Source organism: Cupriavidus sp. FW216-B1, assembly GCF_058789195.1.
In genome coordinates this window covers 57,086-73,996 of record NZ_JBYTEL010000005.1, presented here as the reverse complement: position 1 = coordinate 73,996, position 16,911 = coordinate 57,086, and the positions used below count along the sequence as shown (strand labels likewise).

Genomic DNA, 16,911 nt, shown 5'->3' with positions numbered 1-16,911 from the left:
CTGTTCCGCGCGCTGGGGTACCCCGCGCGCAACAGCGCGCGGCGGGGCGGCGGCGCCGCACGGCAAACGAGGGCGGCGCGGGGCCGGGCGCGCGCCGCGCTAGAGCGCGGCCTGCATCACCGTGGCGCAGGACGGGCAGGCCTCGCGCAGCGAGATGGCGTCGCGCAGTTCCTGCGGCATGCAGGCGCGCTCGATCCGCTCGAAGCCCAGCCGCGCGAAATAGCCGGCCGCGGTGGTGGTCTGCAGCACCACCGACTGCGCGCCGCGCGTGCGCGCCTCGGCCAGCATCGCGGCCACCAGCAGTTCGCCGAGCCCGGCCGAGCGCGCGCGCCCGGCCACGGCCACCGAGCGCAGCACCGCCACCTGCCCGTGATTCTCCACGCCGGCGCAGCCAAGCAGGCCCGCGTTGTCGCGGACCACCAGAAAGTTGCCGATCTGGCTCGCCACGCCGTCGAGCGGCAGGCCGCAGGCCGCCAGCAGATCCAGCACGTCCTGGCAATCCTTTTCCGTTGCATTGTGCGGGCGCATCATGCCCTCCTGTACTTCGGGCTGTCCTCCCTATCTTAAATTCAGACCACTCTCATCGTGCCTAGGGAAACTTCTTAAGTAGATTCGCGTATCGCGTTTTCGCCACCCGCGTGTGGCGGGGTGTCCCGCCGCGCCACCGGGGCGGGGCCGCGCGCGTGCCGCCGCGTGCCCTGCGCAGCCCGCGCGCGGTCGGGGCCGGTGCAAATCCGCTACCATTGCCCGCAGGCAGGACGCCCCGCGCGCACCCGGCGCGCCCGCGTCCGCCAGGGAACCCGCCGCGGTTCCGGGGAGCGACCCGCATGACCTCACCATCCCCTTCGCTGCTGCGCGCGCGCCGCGCGGGCGCCTTGACGACCGGCGAGCTGGGCAGGCGCGCGGCCCGCTCGCCCGACTACGCGGCGGAGTGCGTGGCGCTGCGCCGCCTTGCGCGCGCGCTGGTGTCCTCCGACCTTGCGCTGCTGCAATCGCTGGCCGATTCTGCGCTGCAACTATGCGGCGCGGGCAGCGCCGGCATCAGCCTGCCCGAGACCGAGGGCGACGGCACCGCGGCGCTGCGCTGGACCGCCACCGCGGGCCTCGCCGCCGCCGTGGCCGGCCATGCCGTGCCCTGCGACGACAGCCCCTCCGGCATCACGCTGGAGCTGGGCAGCGCGCAGCTGTTCGCTTATCCGCAGCGGTATTTTTCTTGCCTGCCCGCGCTCGCGCCGGAGATGGTCGAGGAGCTGGTCGTGCCGATTCCCGGCGACGGCGAGCCGTGGGGCACCATCTGGGTCGCGGCCCACGCGCCGGGGCGCCGTTTCGACGAGGAAGACGGCCGGCTGCTGGACAGCCTCGCCAGCTTCGCCGGCGCGGTGCTGAGCATGTCGCGCAGCAAGGATGCCGCCATCGCCGAGGCGGCGCAGGCCAAGGCCGCGCGCGAGGCGCTGCAACTGTCGGACACGCGCAAGGACGAGTTCCTCGCCATGCTCGGGCACGAGCTGCGCAATCCCATCGCCGCCATCGACAGCGCGATCAAGGCCGGCCGCCGGCTCGCGGCGCAGCAGCAGTCCGCGGCCGGCATGCTCGACATCGCCGAGCGCCAGATGCGCCAGCTCAAGCGGCTCACCGACGACCTGCTCGACGCCTCGCGCATCAAGCAGGGCAAGATTCCGATCGTGCGCACCCGGGCCGGCATGCAGGACATCGTGGCCGACGCGCTGGCCGCGGTGGCGGCCGACATCGAATGGCACGGCAACGTGCTCACGACCGACCTGCCCGATGCGCCGGTGACGGTCCATGCCGACGCGGCGCGGCTCACGCAGGTCGTGACCAACCTCTTGTCCAACGCGATCCGGTACACGCCGCGCGGCGGCGCGATAGACCTGTCGGTGCGGGTCGAGCCGGCGGAGGCAGCGGCAGAGACGGCAGAGACGGCAGAGACGGAGGACGCGCAGGCCGGGGCCGCCGGCTGCTTCGACATGCTGGTGATCACCGTCAAGGACAACGGCATCGGCATCGAGCCGGCCGACCTGCCCAACGTGCTCGACATGTTCAGCCAGTTCGCGGGCGACGCCCACGGCGGCGGGCTCGGCGTGGGGCTGGCGATCGTCAAGCGCATGGTCGAGCTGCACCACGGCACGGTCGCCGTGCGCAGCGAAGGCAAGGGGCTCGGCACCGAGGTGCAGGCGCGGCTGCCGGTGGTGTGCGCGGCCGCGGCCGGGGTGCCCGCCGCGCGCGGCGCGCTGGCGCCGCTGCGCATCCTGCTGGTCGACGACAACGCCGAAGGCCTGAGCGCGCTGGGCACGCTGCTCGAGCTCGACGGCCACGAGGTCAGGCTGGCGGTCAGCGGCGAGGACGCGCTCGCCATCGCGGCCGGCTGCGCGCCCGGGCTCGCGCCCGACCTCGCGCTGATCGACATCGGCCTGCCCGGCATGGACGGCTTCGCGCTCGCGCGGCGCCTGCGCGAGCTGCCGGCGTTCGCGCGCACGCGGCTGATCGCGCTGAGCGGCTACGCCTCGGAGGCCGACCGCGCCCGCGGCGCGGCGGCCGGCTTCGATTTCCACCTGGCCAAGCCGCTCGCGATGGAAGCGCTGGCGGACCTGCTGGGCCAGCCCTGACCTTGATGCGGGCGCGGGCGATGGCCTGTAGGACACCCGCCGCCGCGAATCAGCCATCGCCCTACGGCAGTGCCGTGGCGGCCTCTCCATACTGAAGGCACGCCCACATCACCTGCTGCCGATGCTTGCTTATCTTCTGCTCACCCTGGCAGGCCTCGGGATCATCGCCATCATCATCTGCCTGACGAAATGATCCCGCCGCGGTCCTGACCGTCCGTCACCACAGCAGGCAGGCCAGCGCGGGCACCAGCGCCACCGGCATCACCAGCGCGCCCAGGCGCAGGAATTGCCCCGCGCCCACGTTCTGGCCCTCGCGCCGCAGCGCGGTCAGCCACAGCAGCGTGGCCAGCGAGCCGGTGACGGACAGGTTGGGCCCAAGGTCGATGCCGATCAGCACCGCGCTGGCGACGCCGGTGCCGGCATGGCCCGCCGCCAGCGCGGACGAGGCGATCAGCCCGGCCGGCAGGTTGTTGACCACGTTGGCGGCCAGCGCCACCACCGCGCCCGGCAGCCACGTGCCGGCCGCGGGCGCGTGCCGCGCCAGCGCCTGCATGGTGGCCGCCAGTTGCGCGATCACGCCGGTCTTCTCCAGCCCCGCCACCAGCACGAACAGGCCCGCCACCAGCGGCAGCACGCCCCAGGAAATCTCGCGCAGCGCCGGCATGCACAGGGCGGGCCGGCGCGCGCACACCAGCGCCAGCGTGGCCACGCCGGCCAGGCAGGTCGGCCAGCCGAGATCGGCGCCGAGCAGCGACGCGGCCAGCAGCACCACGCCCATGACCACGATGCCGGCCGCGGTGAGCCGGGCCTCGGGCGACAGCGGCGGCACCGGCACCTCGGTGGCGATGCGCTCGGCGAGCGCGTGGCGCTGGGTCCAGTACAAGGCGGCGAAGGTGGCGGCGATCGCCAGCGCCGAGGGCAGCGCGAAGCGCGCCAGCCAGCCCGCGAGCGTGGGCATGTGCTCGCCGAACACCACCAGGTTGGCGGGGTTCGAGACCGGCAGCACGAAGCTCGCGGCATTGGCGATGAAGGCGCAGCTGTACAGGTAGGGCAGCGGGTGCCTGACGCGCGCGGCGCGCGTGGCCGCGAGCACGGCGGGCGTGAGCACCACCGCGGTGGCGTCGTTCGACATGAACACCGTGACCAGCGTGCCGATGCCATAGACCAGCACGAACAGGCGCCGCGCCGAGCCGCGCGCGCTGCGCACCGCGAGCGCCGCCACGTGGTCGAACAGCCCGGTCTTGCGCGCCAGTTCGGCCGCCAGCATCATGCCGCCCAGGAACAGGTAGACGTCGTAGCCGCGCGCCACGGCGGCCAGCGCGTCGGGCACGGCCAGCAGGCCGGTCACGCACAGCAGCAGCGCGCCGGCCACGGCCCAGAAGGCCTCGGGCAGGCGGAACGGCCGCGTGATCACGCCGACCGTGGCCGCGGCGGCCACGGCCCAGATCAGCAGGCCGTTGTAGGGGGACAGGCTTGTCGGCATCGAAGAGGGGCGAGCGGGGCGGTGTGGCCGGCGGCGTGGGCGCGCGGCGGGGCGGTGGTCAGGTGCTCGGCTGCGGCGCGCGCGGCGCGGTCGCCGCCGGCGTGGCCGGCGAGGCGGCCTTGAGCGGGTCGGCGGGCGCGCCGAAGGGCGTTCCGGGCACGCCGGGCGCGGCCATGCCGTCCTGCTGCGCGTCGGCGGCGGGGTCCGGCGCCGACGCGGGCGGCGGGAAGCCGAGCGAGGCGATGCCGTGGCTGCCGTCGGCGTATTCCGGATAGAGCCAGTCGTCGCCGCTGCGCACCAGGTCGGCGGGCGTGGCGAGCGCTTCCTCGGGCTGGCCGGCGAGGCGGCCCTCCATGTACGAGGCCCAGATCGGCAGCGCCGTGGTGGCGCCGAATTCGTGGCGGCCCAGCGTGCGGTTGTCGTCGAAGCCCATCCACGCCACCGTGACGACGCCGGCCGCGTAGCCGGCGAACCAGCCGTCCACCGAGTCGTTGGTGGTGCCGGTCTTGCCCGCCACGTCGGCGCGGTGCAGGTAGCGCTGCAGGCCGGCGCCGGTGCCGCTGGTCACGACGCTGCGCAGCAGGTTGTTCATGACGTAGGCGTTGCGCGCGGGGATCACGCGGCGCGGCTGCGGCTCGCTGGCCGCGCTGAACAGCACGTTGCCGGTGCCGTCGCTGATGCGGTCGATCAGGTAGGGCTCGGTGCGGTAGCCCTCGCTGGCGAACACGCCGTAGGCGGCGGCCAGCCGCAGCGGCGTGGTGGTGCCGGTGCCCAGCGCCATCGGCAGATAGCGCGGCAACTGCTGCTCGGCGAAGCCGAACTTGCCGGCGTAGTCCACCGCGTAGGGAATGCCGATGGCCTGCAGCGTGCGGATGGCCGGCAGGTTGCGCGACTCGGCCAGCGCCTGGCGCAGGCTCACCGCGCCGAGGAACCTGCCGTCGTCGTTGCCGGGCTGCCAGCGCGACGACGCATCGAGCGGCGCGTCGTTGATGATGGTGTTGGACGACAGGCCGCGCTCGAGCGCGGCCGAATAGATGAACGGCTTGAAGGTCGAGCCCGGCTGGCGCTCGGCCTGGGTGGCGTGGTTGAAGCGGCTGGTGCCGAAGTCGGCGCCGCCGATCATGGCCTCGATGGCGCCGGTCCTGCTGTCGAGCGAGACCAGCGCGGCCTGCGGCGGCTGCGCGCCGGCGTGGCGCCGGCCGTACTGGTCGAGGCCGGCGTGCACGGCCTCGTAGGCCAGGCTCTGGCGCACCGACGACACCGTGGTGTAGACGTTCAGCCCGCGCGTGTAGGCCTCGTCGCCGAAGCGCTCGTAGGCAAGCTGGCGCGCCAGCTCGGCCACGTACTCGGCGTGGCCGTCGAAGCGGCCGTTGCGCCCGCCCGTCACCTGCAGCGTTTCCTGGCGGGCCGCCTGATATTGCTCGTGCGTGATCATGCCCAGCGCCTGCATGCGCCCGAGTACGTACTGCTGGCGCAGCTTGGCGCGCTGGAAGTTGGCCACCGGGTTCATGGTCGAGGGCGCCTTGGGCAGGCCCGCGAGCATCGCCGTCTCGGCTAGCGAGAGCGCGTCCAGCGGCTTGCCGAAATACGCCTGCGCGGCGCTGCCGAAGCCGTAGGCATGCTCGCCCAGGTAGACCTGGTTCATGTACAGCTCGAGGATGCGGTCCTTGGGCAGCGAATGGTCGATCTTCCAGGCCAGCAGGATCTCGTACCACTTGCGCGACAGCGTCTTCTCGCGCGAGAGGTAGAAGTTGCGCGCCACCTGCATGGTGATGGTGGAGGCGCCCTGCGCGTAGCCCTCGCCGATGTTGGCCAGCGCGGCGCGGAAGATGCCGGGGATGTCCACGCCGGCATGCTGGTAGAACTGGTCGTCCTCGGCCGCCAGCAGCGCGCCCGACATCAGGCGCGGCATGCGCTCGAGCGGGACGAAATCGCGGTGCTCGGTGCCGAATTCGCCGATCAGGACGTTGTCGCTGGTGAAGATGCGCAGCGGCAGGTCGGGACGGTAGTCGCGCAGGGCGTCGACGTCGGGAAGCTGGCGCAGGCTCACCACGGCGGCGAACCCGGCAAGCAGGGTGGAGGCGGCGGCCAGCGCCAAAGTGGCGATGGCTGCCTTTGCTACGACTCGTTTCATGCGCGCATTCTACCTTGGCGCCCACGCCGGCATGCCGCGCAGGTCCGGGGCTTCGTCGTCGTCGGCCGCCGGCGGCGCCGGGCGCTCGCCCGGCAGGCCCACCTGCTGCGCGAATGCCGCCAGCGCCCGCCAGGTCTCGGCCCGCTCGATGATGGTGAAATGATCGGTGCCCGGCACCGTTTCCTGTGCCACCGGCATCGGCCACGCGGCCATCAGGCGCTCCGAGCAGGCGTGCGGCACCACGTCGTCGCTTTCGGCCAGCAGCACCTTGGTGCTCTGCACCACCTTCTTGCAATGGGAGATGGAATCGAAGTGGTGGCGCATCAATTGCCGCAGCGGCACCAGCGGAAAGCGCTTGCGCACGATCTCCAGCAGCGAATCGTAGGGCGTGATCAGCTGCAGGCTTTCGAAATCCTGCAGGTCCGCAAGCTGGATGGCCACGCCGGTGCCCAGGCTGCGCCCGACCACATGCACGCGCGTGCCGGGAAAGACGCGGCGCAGGTGCAGCAGGAACTGGCTCGCGTCGGCCACGGCGGCGGCCTCGGACGGCGCGCCGTCCGAATGGCCCACGCCGCGGTAGTCCAGCGTGGCGAAGCCCACCCCCGGCGGCAGCCACGCCAGGTATTGCATGGTGACGAGGACGTCCTCGCCGCGCCCGGGCAGGTAGAACAGCAGGTCGCGCGCGGTTTCGCGCGCGGCTTCGCGTGCGGTTTCCTGCGCCATTTCCTGCGCCATTTCCCGCGCCAGCGTCCGCTCGCCGTCCGGCGCCGGTGGCGCGCCGTACACATAGCCGCGCAGCAGGCCGCCGGGCACCTCGTGCGAATAGGCGGCGACGCCGGCGGGCAGCGCGCGCGGCGGCCGGCGGCGCGCGTCGAACAGCAGCCGGCCCTGGTTCACCGTGAGATAGGTCCAGTAGAAGGTGAAGCCGCCCGCCGTGAGCAGGGCGGCGGCGAGCGTTTTGCGGGAAAGGGATGACGACATGCTCGGTTCGCGAAATTATCCGGCGCCGCCGGGGGACGGCGCGCAGGCCCGCGGCATTGCGCGCGGCCACGGCTTCGACCGGGCCTGGCCCCGCCGAGTTCTTGCGCGCCCGGTTCCCGCGCGTCTTCTTGTACGATACGGCCACACATCAACGGCGGCCCGTGCGGCCGCGCACGGAGCCAGTCCCATGAGCGAGCAGAACGACCCGGCCCAGGCCGGCCAGAAACGCACCGAGGAAGCGCAGGCGATGGAGCGCGTGGTCGGCGCCACGCGGCAGGTGCAGGTGGCCTTCACGGCGCTGCAAGGGCAGTTCCCGCCACAAGGCACCGGCAATCCCTCCAAGATGGCGCTGACCACCTTCGACGCCGCGCTGCAGGCGCTCGAAGACGCGCAGGCCGCGTTCGACGACCTGCTCAACGACCTGCTCGACGGCAAGCGCTAGCCCGGCTCAGTGCGCCGGGTAGGACGCGACTTCGATCAGGTTGCCGTCCGGATCGCGACAGTAGACCGACGTCATCGGCCCCAGCGCGCCGGTGCGGTGCACCGGCCCGGCCTCCACCGGCACGTGGTGTGCCAGCCAGTGCGCGATCACGCTCTCGGGCGAATTGCGCGTGATGAAGCACAGGTCGTCGCTGCCGGAGGTGGGACGCGCGCCGGTGAACCACGCCACGGTGTCGGTGCCGAGCGGGCGCAGGTTGATCTTCTGCTGGCCGAAGCGCAGCGAGACCCGCTTGCCGGTGCGCGAGTCGAAATCCTCGCGCGTCATGCCGAGCACGCTCTCGTACCACGCGGCGCTGGCCTCGACGTCCTTCACGTTAAGGACGATGTGGTCGAAGCGGTCTATCACGATGCTCATCATGTGCCTCTCGAAAGCGCGCGCGCCACGGGCGCGGCGGTAGCGGGGAAAGCACGTACTTTACACCCGGCCCGCAGCCGGCGCCGGCGCGCTGGCCCGGCCCCGGCCGCTTGTGATAAGGTTTCGCGGCAAGGCTGCCATGCGCGCCAGTCGCGCGCATCGAGACGGCCAGACCCGGCCAGGCCGGGATCCAGAACAGGAGACCAGCCGCCATGAGCAGCCCGCTTGCCCGCCACGCCGCGACACCATCCGACGACCAGGAGCGCGCCTCCCTGCTGGCCCGCGCGCACGCGCGCTCGCTCGGCTTCGGCCTCGAAGCCGCCCACGCGGGGGATTTCCATCCGCTGCCGCAGCGCGCGCTGCACGAACTGGTCGACGCCAGCCAGATGCTGTACAAGCACGCGCTGCCGGTGATGGAAACGCTTCATGCGCAGATCGCCGGCACCGACAGCATGGTGCTGCTCACCGACAGCGGCGGCGTGATCCTGCACAGCCTCGGCGACAGCGAGTTCGCCGAGCGCGCCCGGCGCGTGGCGCTGGCGCCGGGCGTGTCGTGGGCGGAGTCGAGCAAGGGCACCAACGCCATCGGCACCGCGCTGGCCGAGGCCCGCCCCGCCGTGGTCCACGCCGGCGAGCATTTCCTGCGCGCCAACCGGCTGCTGACCTGCTCGTGCGCGCCCATCGCCGGGCCCCACGGCGAGATCCTCGGCGCGCTCGACGTCAGCGGCGACCACCGCGGCTTCCACAAACACACGATGGCGCTGGTGCGGATGTCGGCGCAGATGATCGAGAACCACCTGTTCGCCACGCATTTCACCGAAGGCGCGCTGGTGCGCTTCCATGCCAGGCCGGAGTTCGTCGGCACGCTGTTCGAAGGCATGGCCGCGTTCGCGCCCGACGGCACCTTCCTCGCCGCCAACCGCAGCGGGCTGTTCCAGCTCGGGCTGTCGCCGGGCATGCTGGACCGGCAGGACTTCGCCACGCTGTTCGGCATGCCGCTCGGCGCCGCGCTGCAGCGCGGCGGCGCGGACAGCGGGCAACTGCTCACCCTCACGCTGCCGAGCCGCGTGCACGTGTTCGCGCGCACCGCGCCGCTGCTGCCCGCGCGCCGCGCGGCGCCGCCGGCCGCGCCGCCGCGCCAGGCCTCGCCGCTGGCCGCGCTGGACACCGGCGACGCGCGCATGGCCGCCGTGCTGCAGCGCGTGGAGAAGGTGCGCGGGCGCGACATCCCGATCCTGATCCTCGGCCGCACCGGCACCGGCAAGGAATGGCTGGCGCGCGCCATCCACCGCGCCTCGCCGCGCGGCGAGGCGCCGTTCGTGGCGGTCAACTGCGCGTCGATTCCCGAATCGCTGATCGAGGCGGAACTGTTCGGCTACGAGGACGGCGCCTTCACCGGCGCGCGCCGGCGCGGCAGCCCCGGCAAGCTGGTGCAGGCGCACGGCGGCACGCTGTTCCTCGACGAGATCGGCGACATGCCGCTGGCGCAGCAGGTGCGGCTCATGCGCGTGCTGCAGGAGCGCGCGGTCACGCCGCTGGGTGCCGCGCGCGCGGTCCCGGTGGACCTGCGCATTATCTGCGCCACCCACCGCGACCTGCGCGCGATGATCGCCGCCGGCACCTTCCGCGAAGACCTCTACTACCGCATCAACGCGCTGGCTGTCACGCTGCCGGCGCTGCGCGAGCGCACCGACCTGCCGGTGCTGGTGGCGCGCATCCTGGCGCAGCAGCTCGCGCCGTGCGAGGCCGCGCACGGCGGCGGCGCGCATCCGCTGCGCGTGTCGGGCGAGGTGATGGCGCGCTTCCAGCGCCATCCGTGGCCGGGCAACCTGCGGCAGATGGTCAACGTGCTGCGCACCGCCGCGATCATGGCCGAAGGCGAGGACGAGATCGGGCTGGCGCATCTGCCGGAGGATTTCCTCGACGAGCCGGGCGCGGCTGCCCCGCTCGCCACGCCCTCCGCGTCTTCCGTGCCATGCGGCGCGGCCGCCCCGCTGCGCGATGCCGAGGCCGGCCTGATCCGCCAGGCGCTGGCCCGGCATGCCGGCAACGTCAGCCTGGCCGCGCGCGAGCTTGGGGTGTCGCGCAACACCATCTACCGAAGGCTGAAGCAGGGCGGCTAGGATCCTCGGCAAGATCCTGGCCCGGAAGCGGGTTTTTCTTCGGACTGGCGGCCATCGCGTCCGTCGCCCGGATTGCGGGTACGCCGCCGGCCATCAGCCGCCCGTCAGCCGGCCGCCACCTCGCCGAGCACCGCGTCCAGCGTGTCCGCCAGCAGGTCCGCCTGCGCGGCGCTGAACACCATCGGCGGCCGGATCTTGAGGATGCTGGCGTGCGGGCCGGTGGTGCCGACCAGCACGCCGCGCCGCCGCAGTTCGTTGACGACGCGCGCGGCCAGCGTGGTGGCGGGCGTCTTGCGCGCGTCCGCGACCAGCTCCACGCCGACGAACAGCCCCGCGCCGCGCACTTCGCCGACCGGCGCATGGCGCCGCGCGAGCTGGCGCAGCCGGCCGCGCAGGTGCTCGCCCACGCGCCGCACGCTGGCGCCCAGCTGCTCGCGCTCGATCACGTCCAGCACCGCCATGCCCGCCGCCACCGCCACCGGGTTGCCGCCGAAGGTGTTGAAGTAGCGGCACCGGCGGCCGAACGCGGCCAGCACCTCGGGGCGCGCGGCCAGGCCGGCCAGCGGGTGGCCGTTGCCCATCGGCTTGCCCACGGTGACGATGTCGGGCACCAGGCCGTGGCGCTGGAAGCCCCAGAAATGATCGCCGGTGCGGCCCAGCCCGGGCTGCACCTCGTCGGCGATGAAGATGCCGCCGGCGGCGCGCACGGCCGCCACGGCCTCGGCCAGGAAGCCGGGCGGGTCGGTGAAGATGCCGTCGCTGGAGAACACCGTGTCGACCAGCAGGGCGGCGGGGCGCATGCCGTGGGCGCGCAGGTCCCCGATGGCCGCGCGCACGCCGTCGGCGAAGGCCGCGCCGATCTGCCCGGGCGTGCCGCGGTAGCTGTCCGGCGCGGGCACCGTGCGCACGCGCTCGCCCAGCGTGACGTACTGCCCGAGCGAGGGCGACGCCTCGGCGAGCGCCTCGGTCACGCCGTGATAGGCGAAGCGCGTGACGATCAGCCCTTCGTGGCCGGTGTGGGCGCGCGCGATGCGCATGGCCAGGTCGTTGGCCTCGCTGCCGGTGCAGGTGAACATGGCGTGGCCGAGCGCGTCCGGCATGGTGGACAGCAGGCGCTCGGCGTAGTCGAGGATGCCGTCGTGCAGGTAGCGCGTGTGCGTGTTCAGCACGGCCGCCTGGCGCGCGATGGCTTCCACCACGTGCGGATGGCAGTGGCCGACCGCGGCCACGTTGTTGTAGGCGTCCAGGTAGCGCCGGCCCGCGGCGTCGTACAGCCAGGCGCCTTCGCCGCGCACCACGTGCAGCGGCTCCTCGTAGAACAGGCGGTAGGCCGGCCCGAGCACGCGCGCGCGGCGTGCCAGCAGGGCGGCGGTGCCGGGGTCGGCCGGGGCGGTGGTCATCTCGTTCCTTGTCGGTTGCGTGGTGTGCGCATTCACGCCATGCCGCAGGCGCGGCGCAGCGCCGCGCGGGCCTGCGCGGCGCCGATGGCATCGCAGGCCGCCAGCCGCGCCCACGACACCGCGTTGTTGCGCAGCAGGTAGTCGGCGTTGTCCGGCTGGCGCGCGGCGCGCCAGCCGCTGATGGCCACCACCATGACCAGGCGCGCCTGCACCAGGTCGAACAGCACGTCGATCTCCTCCGCGCGCAGCGGCAGCACCGCGTGGTAGGCGGCGACGAAGCCGGCCAGCGTGGCCAGCGTGTCGGCGGCGGGATCGACTTGGTAGGCGGCGGCCACGGCCAGGTCGTCGACCAGCGGCGCGTGCACCATGTCGCCGAAGTCGAGGATGCCGGCGATGCGGTCGTGGTCGTGCGGGTCGACCAGCAGGTTGTAGATGTTGAAGTCGTTGTGGATGGGCTGGGCGCGCAGCGCGGGCAGGCGCGGCTTGACCTGCGCGTCGAAGCGGTCGAGCGCGCGCAGGGCCAGCGCGCGCCGCGCCGGATCGGCCACGCTGCCGAGCAGGCCGCGCACGCGGTCGGCGCGCTGGATGTCCCACGGCAGCGCCAGCGCGCCGGCGGGGTGGCGGAACTCGCGCAGCGCCAGGTCCAGCCGCGCCAGCATGCGCGCCAGCGCGCGCGCCTGCTCCGGCGAGCGCCGCGCCTTGGGCAGCGGCAGGCCCGGCAGGTAGCTGAACAGGCGCACCACGCGGGCCTCGCCGGCCGGCGCCTCGGCCAGGAAGGAAGGGGCGCCGTCGCGCGTCGGCACGATGCGCTGCACCGGCAGCGCCGGGTCGGCGCGCGCCACGTGCAGCAGGGCCTGGGTCTGGAAATCCGCCACCAGCGGGGTTTCCGCCGGGTGGGAGATCTTGAGCATGTAGCGCGCGGGCTCGCCCGCGCCGGCCGGCGTCTCCAGCAGGAAGTTGCGGTCGCGCTCGCCGGTGAGCGCGCTCAGGCTGCCGGCCAGCCCGTAGTGCCGCGCCAGCAGCGCGCGCGCCCACGCCAGCGGCGCCTCGGGCGAGCCCGCTTCGAGCACGCCGGTTTCCGGTACGCCGGCTTCGGGCAGCGCGGCCGCCGCCGCGCTCATGCCGCCCCCGCGAAGCCGCGCAGCGCGCTCGACAGGTTGGGGCCGAGGTCGTCGGACAGGTAGCCGCCTTCCTGCACCAGCACGGTGGGCAGGCCGAGCCGGGCGATCTCGGCGGTGATGCGGGCGAAGCCCGGCGTGGTCACGGCGAGCGCCTGGTACGGGTCGCGCTCGTGCGCGTCCAGCCCCAGCGCCACCACCAGCGCGCCGGGCGCGTAGGCGCGGATGGTGGCGCAGGCCTCGGCCAGCGCGGCCAGGTAGGCGTCGTCGCCGGTGCCGCGCGCCAGCGGCAGGTTGAGGTTGTAGCCCAGCCCCTCGCCTTCGCCGCGCTCGTGCGCGTGGCCGGTGAAGAACGGCGTGAACAGGCGCGGGTCGCCGTGCAGCGACACCGTCAGCACGTCGCTGCGGCGGTAGAAGATGCCCTGCGTGCCGTTGCCGTGGTGCATGTCGATGTCGAGGATGGCCACGCGCGCGTGGAACTGGCGCAGGTGCTGGGCGGCGATGGCGCAGTTGTTCAGGTAGCAGAAGCCGTTGGCGCGGTCGACGTAGGCATGGTGGCCGGGCGGGCGGCACAGCGCGTAGGCGGCGCGCTCGCCGTCGGCCACCAGCTGGGCGGCGTGGGCCGCGGCGTTGGCCGCGCCGGTGGCGGCGCGCCAGGTGTCGGGGCCGATCGAGCAGGCGGTGTCGCCCATGTGGAAGCCGGCCTGGCCGACCACGCTGTCCGGATAGGTGCAGGGCTGGCCCGGAAACGGGTGGATGTTGGGCAGCACCTCCTCGGAGGCGTCGGGCAATTGCCGCCAGCGCGCGTAGGCGGTTTCCAGGAAACGCAGGTATTCGGGCGTGTGGACCGCCGCGCGCGGGCCGGCGCCGAGGTCGGGCGGCGCGATCACTTCGTGGCCGTCGGCGCGCGCGGCCGCCAGCAGGCGCAGCGCGCGCTCGGGCTGCTCGTTGCTGCGCTGCATGCGGCCGCGCACGATGAAGGCGCGCGGATCGTGCGCCAGGTGATGATCGCTGTAGACGACTTTCATGGGGTTGGCTCCATCTGCGGCGCCTCGGCGGCGCCCTGCTTTTGCATGAACACGGCCCGCACGCGCACGCGGGCATCCTCGATGTGCAGGCGCAGCGCCGCCGTCGCGGCGGCTTCGTCGCGCCGCGCCAGCGCCTCGACGATCGGGCGGTGGGTCTCGGCCACGGCCCTGGGATCGTGGTAGACGCTGTCGATCAGCGCCACGATCATGCGGATCTCGGTCTGCATGTGCGAGAACATGCGGTGCAGGTAGGCGTTGCCGGACAGCTCGCAGATCGCGGTATGGAAGGCCAGGTCGCGCGCCACGCGCTCGATCTGCGGCAGCGAATCGGCCTCCTGCACCATGCGCTCGACCATCTCGCCGAGCAGCTGCAGGCCGGCCTCGGGCGCGTGGCGGCAGGCCAGTTGCGCGGCCATCGTCTCCAGGTTCAGGCGCACCGCGAACAGGTCGTCGATCTCGCGCGCGGTCACGGTGCGCACGGCAAAGCCGTGGCGCGGGCGCGAGACCAGCACGCCCTGGCGTTCCAGCCGGCGCGCGGCCTCGCGCACCGGCGCGCGGCTGACGTTCATGCGGCGCGCGATGTCGGCCTCGACGATGCGGCTGCCGGGCGGCAGGCGGCCTTCCACGATGGCCTGGGTGAGCTGGGCTTCCACCGCCGCCACCAGGTCGGAGACTTCGATGGAGGCGAACGGCGAGGCCGGCTCCTGCGGCGGGGTCGACGGCTTGGTCATGATCTCGATCCTTCGGTGCCCGGCATGGCCACGCCGCCGGCGGGCCGGCCGCGCCAGGCCAGATAGCCGCCCGACAGCACGATCAGCACGATGCCGCCCAGCGCCACGGTGTCGGGCGCGCGCTGGAAGACGAAGGTGCTGATCAGCACGGCGAGCAGCAGTTGAAAATAGTTGAGCGGCGCCAGCGTGGAGGCCGACACGCGGCGGAACGCGGCCAGCAGCAGCATCTGCGCCGCGCCGCTGCAGGCGCCGCCGGCGATCATCAGCAGCAGCTCGCCGGCCGGCGGCAGGGTCGCGGGCAACAGCAGCAGCGCCGGCACGCCGGTTGCCAGCAGGCAGATCAGCGCGGTCCATGCGTACATGGTGGCGCCCGCCACCTGGCCGGCCAGTTGCCGCGTCAGCAGCTGGAACAGCGCGTAGCACACGGCCGACACGATCATCAGCGCGGTGCCCAGCGCGGGCAGGTCGCTGCCCGGGCGCACGATCAGCAGCATGCCGGCGAAGCCCGCCAGCACCGCGCCCCACTGCGCGCGCCCGACGTGCTCGCCGAGCAGCGCCGGCGACAGCGCCACCATCATCAGCGGCGCGGTGAAGTAGATCGCGGTGGCCTCGGCCAGCGGCATCTGCACCAGCGCCGCCATGAAGCAGGTGGCGACGATGGCCAGCGCCAGCCCGCGCGCCAGCAGCCGCCACCGGCACGGCGTGCGCCACAGCCGCAGGTCGCCCTGGCGCAGCAGCCACGCGAGCGCGATGGCGCTGACGCTGAGGTAGCGCGCCAGGTTCATCAGCGACGGCGGGTTGCCACGCATCAGCATCCACTTGCAGAAGGCGTCGTAGGTGGCGAACGCCACCAGCGCGCAGAAGAACAGCGCGATGCCGTCGCGGCGCGCGCGGGCCGGGCAAGCCGGCAGCGCGCCGGCGGCGCCCGGTGCCGGGGCGGTGGCGGCGGTGGCGGGGGTGGGCATCAGCGCGGGGCCAGGCGCGGGCACGTCATGCCGCGCTCCCGCCGTGCCCATGCTCGCGCTCGAAGGCCGTCATGGCCTGGTCGAAGCGCGCGAACAGCTCGTCGAGCTGCGCGGCGGTGATGATCAGCGGCGGGCAGAAGGCGATGGTGTCGCCCATCGCGCGCACGATCAGGCCGGCTTCCTGCGCCAGTTGCGCCAGCCGCGCGCCGGCCTTGCGGGCCGGGTCGAAGGCGCGGCGCGCGGCCGGGTCCTCGGCCAGCTCGATGGCACCGATCAGGCCCACGCCGCGCGCCTCGCCCACCAGCGGCCGTCCGGCGTAGCCGCGCAGCAATTGCTGGAAGCGCGGCGCGAGCTCGCGCACGTGCGCGAGCAGGTGCTCTTCCTCGTAGACCCGCAGCGTTTCCAGCGCCACCGCGGCGGCGACCGGATGGCCGGAATAGGTGAAGCCGTGCCCGAAGGTGCCGATCCTGCCGCTGTTGGCGGCCAGCGCCTCGTGCACGGATTCCGTGACCATCACCGCCGAGATCGGCATGTAGCCCGAGGAAAGCGCCTTGGCGCAGGTCAGGATGTCGGGCCGCATGCCGAACGTGGTGGAGCCGAACATCTCGCCGGTGCGGCAGAAGCCGCAGATCACCTCGTCGGCGATCAGCAGCACGTCGTGCCGGCGCAGCACCGCCTGGATCTCCTCGAAGTAGGTGGCCGGCGGCACGATCACGCCGCCCGCGCCCATCACCGGCTCGGCGATGAAGGCGCCCACCGTCTCCGGCCCTTCGGCCAGGATCAGCGCCTCGAGCTCCCGCGCCAGCCGGCGCGCGAAGTCCTGCTCGCTCTCGCCGGGCGCGCCCTCGCGGTAGTGGTGCGGGCAGGCCGTGCGCAGGATGCGGTCGATGGGCAGGTCGAAATCGCGGTGGTTGGCCTGCAGCCCGCTCAGGCTGGCCGCGGCCACGGTCACGCCGTGGTAGGCGTTGCGGCGCGCGATGATCTTCTTCTTGGCCGGCTTGCCGATGGCGTTGTGGTAGTACCAGACCAGCTTGGCGGCGGTGTCGTTGGCCTCCGAGCCGGAGTTGGCGAAGAACACCTTGGACATCGGCACCGGCGCCAGCGACAGCAGTTTTTCCGCCAGCAGGATGGCGGGCGGATTCGAGCGGTGGTTGAAGGTGTGGTAGTAGGGCAGCGTGCGCATGGCCGCCACGCCGGCTTCGACCACGCGCGCGTGGCTGAAGCCGAGCGACGCGCACCACAGGCCGGACATGCCCTCCAGGTAGCGGCGGCCCTGGTCGTCCTCGACGTAGACGCCGTCGCCGCGGGCGATCACGAGCGGCCCCACGTCGGGGTGGGCGGCGAGATTGGTGAAGGGGTGCAGGTGCGCGGCGATGTCGCTGGCGGCAAGGCCGGCGTGCGGGGGCAGGGCGACGTTCATGTCAGGTGGGGTCCGGGGTCGGCGTTGGTATCGGTATCGGTATCGGGA

At 73.2% G+C, this 16,911-nt stretch carries 14 protein-coding genes; 3 read left to right on the top strand and 11 right to left on the bottom strand.

Annotated features, from left to right (window positions below; translation table 11 throughout):
• Window positions 1–99: 99 nt before the first annotated feature.
• Window positions 100–531, bottom strand: coding sequence for an arsenic resistance N-acetyltransferase ArsN2 (gene arsN2 / locus AC3WXD_RS13490; RefSeq protein WP_454732779.1), 432 nt, complete (start codon window positions 529–531; stop codon window positions 100–102).
• 296 nt (window positions 532–827) lie between these two features.
• On the opposite strand from arsN2, the gene AC3WXD_RS13485 reads away from it, so the two are divergent.
• Window positions 828–2,624, top strand: a complete 1,797-nt coding sequence (locus AC3WXD_RS13485) for a hybrid sensor histidine kinase/response regulator (RefSeq protein ID WP_492323929.1) — start codon at window positions 828–830, stop codon at window positions 2,622–2,624.
• 217 nt (window positions 2,625–2,841) lie between these two features.
• Here AC3WXD_RS13485 and AC3WXD_RS13480 read toward each other — a convergent pair whose 3' ends face one another.
• From AC3WXD_RS13480 to AC3WXD_RS13470, 3 genes are read right to left on the bottom strand one after another with little or no spacing between them, the layout of a single operon-like run.
• Window positions 2,842–4,107 (bottom strand): arsenic transporter, encoded by a 1,266-nt coding sequence (locus AC3WXD_RS13480; RefSeq protein ID WP_059413826.1) that lies wholly within the window; start codon window positions 4,105–4,107, stop codon window positions 2,842–2,844.
• A gap of 58 nt (window positions 4,108–4,165) precedes the next feature.
• Window positions 4,166–6,241 (bottom strand): penicillin-binding protein 1A, encoded by a 2,076-nt coding sequence (locus tag AC3WXD_RS13475; RefSeq protein ID WP_492323928.1) that lies wholly within the window; start codon window positions 6,239–6,241, stop codon window positions 4,166–4,168.
• Window positions 6,242–6,250: 9 nt separating this feature from the next.
• Window positions 6,251–7,222, bottom strand: a complete 972-nt coding sequence (locus AC3WXD_RS13470) for an alpha/beta hydrolase (RefSeq protein WP_492323927.1) — start codon at window positions 7,220–7,222, stop codon at window positions 6,251–6,253.
• A 187-nt stretch (window positions 7,223–7,409) separates the two neighbouring features.
• Here AC3WXD_RS13470 and AC3WXD_RS13465 point away from each other — a divergent pair, with 187 nt between their 5' ends.
• Window positions 7,410–7,664 (top strand): hypothetical protein, encoded by a 255-nt coding sequence (locus tag AC3WXD_RS13465; RefSeq protein WP_059413819.1) that lies wholly within the window; start codon window positions 7,410–7,412, stop codon window positions 7,662–7,664.
• A 6-nt stretch (window positions 7,665–7,670) separates the two neighbouring features.
• Here the strand turns inward: AC3WXD_RS13465 and AC3WXD_RS13460 are convergent, their stop codons facing one another.
• Window positions 7,671–8,078, bottom strand: coding sequence for a VOC family protein (locus AC3WXD_RS13460; RefSeq protein ID WP_029043832.1), 408 nt, complete (start codon window positions 8,076–8,078; stop codon window positions 7,671–7,673).
• 212 nt (window positions 8,079–8,290) lie between these two features.
• On the opposite strand from AC3WXD_RS13460, the gene AC3WXD_RS13455 reads away from it, so the two are divergent.
• The gene (locus tag AC3WXD_RS13455) at window positions 8,291–10,201 is read left to right on the top strand and encodes a sigma-54-dependent Fis family transcriptional regulator (protein ID WP_492323926.1); all 1,911 of its coding nucleotides are present in this window, start codon (window positions 8,291–8,293) and stop codon (window positions 10,199–10,201) included.
• 104 nt (window positions 10,202–10,305) lie between these two features.
• On the opposite strand, the gene AC3WXD_RS13450 is transcribed toward AC3WXD_RS13455, so the two are convergent.
• From AC3WXD_RS13450 to AC3WXD_RS13425, 6 genes are read right to left on the bottom strand one after another with little or no spacing between them, the layout of a single operon-like run.
• A complete protein-coding gene (locus AC3WXD_RS13450; RefSeq protein WP_492323925.1) occupies window positions 10,306–11,601 on the bottom strand; it encodes an aspartate aminotransferase family protein in 1,296 nt (431 codons plus the stop codon).
• 32 nt (window positions 11,602–11,633) lie between these two features.
• Window positions 11,634–12,722 (bottom strand): phosphotransferase, encoded by a 1,089-nt coding sequence (locus tag AC3WXD_RS13445; protein WP_492323924.1) that lies wholly within the window; start codon window positions 12,720–12,722, stop codon window positions 11,634–11,636.
• The gene (locus AC3WXD_RS13440; RefSeq protein ID WP_454732786.1) at window positions 12,719–13,747 is read right to left on the bottom strand and encodes a histone deacetylase family protein; all 1,029 of its coding nucleotides are present in this window, start codon (window positions 13,745–13,747) and stop codon (window positions 12,719–12,721) included. The genes AC3WXD_RS13445 and AC3WXD_RS13440 overlap by 4 nt, the downstream gene beginning before the upstream one ends.
• On the bottom strand, window positions 13,744–14,478 hold the full coding sequence (locus AC3WXD_RS13435) for a GntR family transcriptional regulator (RefSeq protein ID WP_492323923.1): 735 nt from the start codon (window positions 14,476–14,478) through the stop codon (window positions 13,744–13,746). Before AC3WXD_RS13435 ends, AC3WXD_RS13440 begins: the two co-directional genes overlap by 4 nt.
• Entirely contained in the window at window positions 14,475–15,443 is a 969-nt protein-coding gene (locus AC3WXD_RS13430; protein WP_492323922.1) for a DMT family transporter, read from the bottom strand. The genes AC3WXD_RS13435 and AC3WXD_RS13430 overlap by 4 nt, the downstream gene beginning before the upstream one ends.
• Window positions 15,444–15,468: 25 nt before the next feature.
• Window positions 15,469–16,863, bottom strand: a complete 1,395-nt coding sequence (locus AC3WXD_RS13425) for an aspartate aminotransferase family protein (RefSeq protein WP_454732788.1) — start codon at window positions 16,861–16,863, stop codon at window positions 15,469–15,471.
• Window positions 16,864–16,911 lie beyond the last annotated feature (48 nt).